The sequence below is a fragment of the Pseudomonas sp. P5_B2 genome (assembly GCF_056400445.1).
In genome coordinates this window covers 1-700 of record NZ_JBFULH010001331.1, presented here as the reverse complement: position 1 = coordinate 700, position 700 = coordinate 1, and the positions used below count along the sequence as shown (strand labels likewise).

Below are 700 nucleotides of genomic sequence, written 5' to 3'. Positions count from 1 at the left end.
TCTTTCGCCCCTTCGGCAGGCCGAGCGTAGGTGTTCATCAGGGGATTAGGTGCGTAGCGCCGTTCGGCGGAGCCGAACACATCGAGAGGAGGTCGTAGCGAAGCAGACCGTAGGCGATGTCACCTGATGGATACCGTAGCGAGGGAACACTGAGCTTTAGCGAAGTGCCGTACGCCGGGGCAAAGCCTTTTGGTTCCTTTTTGGCGTTTGAAAAAGGGACTCGCTGTAAGAGCGAAACTATATTCAGCCGTTACCGCAGCAATGGATATGCACCCAAGAGCCCAAGAGCCCAAGAACCCAGAACCCCTCAAATCCCAGACAAACAAAAACGCCCGGCAGAGCCGGGCGTTTTGTATTGACTTGATTAGCGAGCGCGGTAAGTGATGCGCCCTTTGCTCAAGTCATAGGGCGTCAGCTCGACGCGCACTTTGTCACCGGTAAGAATACGGATGTAGTTCTTGCGCATCTTGCCGGAGATATGCGCGGTTACGACGTGCCCATTTTCCAACTCCACACGAAACATGGTGTTGGGCAGGGTGTCGACGACAGTGCCTTCCATTTCGAAGCTGTCTTCTTTCGACATGCAGTAAAGCCCTCGGTGTCCAATGAATGGCCCGGTGCAACTGCGCCAGGCAAAAGCGGCGTGCATTGTGCCCGAAAAATGGGGTTTAAGCCAAGGGGTTCTAGTTCAGGATGACCC

General features: G+C 54.9%; 1 protein-coding gene. It reads right to left on the bottom strand.

Annotation, left to right across the window (positions count from 1 at the left end):
- Positions 1-364: 364 nt before the first annotated feature.
- On the bottom strand, positions 365-583 hold the full coding sequence (infA, locus tag AC1DRJ_RS31045) for a translation initiation factor IF-1 (protein WP_002553999.1): 219 nt from the start codon (positions 581-583) through the stop codon (positions 365-367).
- Between the last annotated feature and the right edge of the window lie 117 nt (positions 584-700).